Source organism: Promicromonospora sp. NPDC060271 (genome assembly GCF_042726755.1).
GTDB lineage: Bacteria > Actinomycetota > Actinomycetes > Actinomycetales > Cellulomonadaceae > Promicromonospora.
In genome coordinates this window covers 1-2,175 of record NZ_JBHXBG010000310.1, presented here as the reverse complement: position 1 = coordinate 2,175, position 2,175 = coordinate 1, and the positions used below count along the sequence as shown (strand labels likewise).

General features: G+C 71.9%; 2 protein-coding genes. One reads left to right on the top strand and one right to left on the bottom strand.

Features of this window, described 5'->3' with window-relative positions; all coding sequences use genetic code 11:
* Window positions 1-76: 76 nt before the first annotated feature.
* The gene (locus ACFWE2_RS25265) at window positions 77-697 is read right to left on the bottom strand and encodes a DUF3043 domain-containing protein (RefSeq protein ID WP_377226957.1); all 621 of its coding nucleotides are present in this window, start codon (window positions 695-697) and stop codon (window positions 77-79) included.
* 56 nt (window positions 698-753) lie between these two features.
* Between ACFWE2_RS25265 and ACFWE2_RS25260 the strand changes: the two genes are divergently transcribed.
* Window positions 754-2,133, top strand: a complete 1,380-nt coding sequence (locus ACFWE2_RS25260; protein WP_377226956.1) for a dipeptidase — start codon at window positions 754-756, stop codon at window positions 2,131-2,133.
* Window positions 2,134-2,175 lie beyond the last annotated feature (42 nt).

Sequence of the window (2,175 nt, the reverse complement as noted above, 5' to 3'; positions counted from 1 at the left end):
ACGTACAGGTCACCCTGGTGACCCGTGTGTCTGACACGTGCGGCGCCGTCTGACAACTACCGCCCGGCGAGCGGGGCTACTCCGGGTAGCTGCCGCGCTTCTTGCTCATCGGCTTCGGCAGGCGCGAACGGCGCAGCTGATAGGCGCGCGTGATCGTGTACATCAGGAGACCGCGCGGCACGTCGCCGAACTTCGCGGTCAGGCGCTTCTTCAGCGACCGCCACAGGAGCCACGCGTCGATGATCGTCAGGAACAGGAACCCGTAGAGGCCGAGCATCACGAGGATGCTGAGCTGCGGGTACTGCGAGGTGAAGAACGTCGCGAACAGGAAGATGAACGCGACCGGCAGGAAGAACTCGCCGAGGTTCCAGCGCGCGTCCACGAAGTCGCGCACGTACCGGCGCACCGGGCCCTTGTCCTTGGCCGGCATGTACTTCTCGTCGCCGGTCTGCATCGCCTGGTAGGCGCGCTCGCGGTCGATGCGCGACTTCTCGCGCTGCGCCTTGCGTGCGGCCTTGCGGTCGTTCGGGACGAGCGGGCGCTTGTTCGCGGCCTGCGCGACGTTGCGCTTGGGGGTCGGACGCCCCTTCTTCGGGGCGCTGTCCGACGTCGTCGCGGACGCGGGCGTCACGTCGTCGGGGGAGTCGCCCACGGGGGTCACGCCGTCGGGTGTCGGAGTCTTGCTGCGGGAGAACACCTCCCCAGCCTAATCGGTCGCGGCGGTGCCCCGCTGCGAGCCGTTAACGTGGGGCGGTGACTTCCGATACAACCGCGGCCCTCCGCGCCCGCGTCGCCGAGCTGTTCCCCGCCCTGCAGGCCGATCTCGAGGCGCTGGTGCGCATCCCGAGCGTCTCGGCCGCCGCGTTCGACCAGGCGCACGTCGCCGCGAGCGCCGCGGCCACCGAGCAACTCCTGCGGGACGCCGGCCTGCCTGACGTCCAGATCCTGTCCGTGCCGCGGCCGGACGGCACGCCGGGCGCACCCGCCGTCGTCGCGCGCAGGCCGGCGCCCGAGGGTGCGCCGACCGTGCTCCTGTACGCGCACCACGACGTGCAGCCGCCGGGTGATCCGGCTACCTGGGACACCGCGCCGTTCGAGCCCACCCAGGTGGGCGAACGGCTCTACGGCCGTGGTGCCGCCGACGACAAGGCGGGCATCGTGGCCCACCTCGGCGCACTGCGCGCGCTGGGCCTGCCCGACGGCGCGGACCTGCCGGTCGGCGTCACGGTGTTCCTCGAGGGTGAGGAGGAGTCGGGGTCGCCGTCGTTCCGCGCGTTCCTGGAGACGCACCGCGACCTGCTGGCGGCCGACGTCATCGTCGTGGCCGACTCCGGGAACTGGAAGGTAGGTGTCCCCGCCCTCACGACGTCGCTGCGCGGCCTGGTCGACGGCTTCGTCGAGCTGCGGGTCCTGGAGCACGCGGTGCACTCGGGCCAGTTCGGTGGCCCGGTCCTTGATGCCGTCACCCTGATGTCGCGCCTGGTGGCGACGTTCCACGACGAGGCTGGCGATGTGGCGATCGAGGGTCTGGTGAGCGCGTCCGAGCCGCTGGTCGACTACGACGAGGCCGCCCTCCGGGCCGATTCCTCGCTGCTCGACGGCGTGTCGCTCGCCGGGACCGGCACCGTCTCGGGGCGGCTGTGGGCCAAGCCGGCCCTCTCGGTGATCGGCATGGACGTCACCTCGGTGGCCGAGGCGTCCAACACGATCGCACCGAGCTGCACCGCGAAGATCTCGCTGCGCCTCGCGCCGGGCCAGGACCCGGCCGCGGCCGACGAGGCGTTGGCCGCGCACGTGGCGAAGCACGCGCCGTTCGGCGCGCAGGTCACCTGGCGCAACGGCGAGCAGGGCAAGGCGTTCCTCGCGGCGGGCGACACGGCGGCGATGCGCGCGGCGCGGGCGGCGTTCACCGACGCGTGGGGTACGAGCCCTGTCGACGTGGGCATGGGCGGGTCGATCCCGTTCATCGCGGACCTGCTCGAGGTCTTCCCGGACGCCGCGATCCTCGTGACCGGCGTCGAGGACCCGGACTCGCGAGCGCACGGCGCGAACGAGTCGGTGCACCTCGGCGAGCTGCAGAAGGTGGTCCTGGCGGAGGCCCTGCTGCTGACGAAGATCGGCGAGGGGCTCTAGCCCTACCGCGAGGTAGAGCGCTTGTCCGAGGCTGGTCCGGAC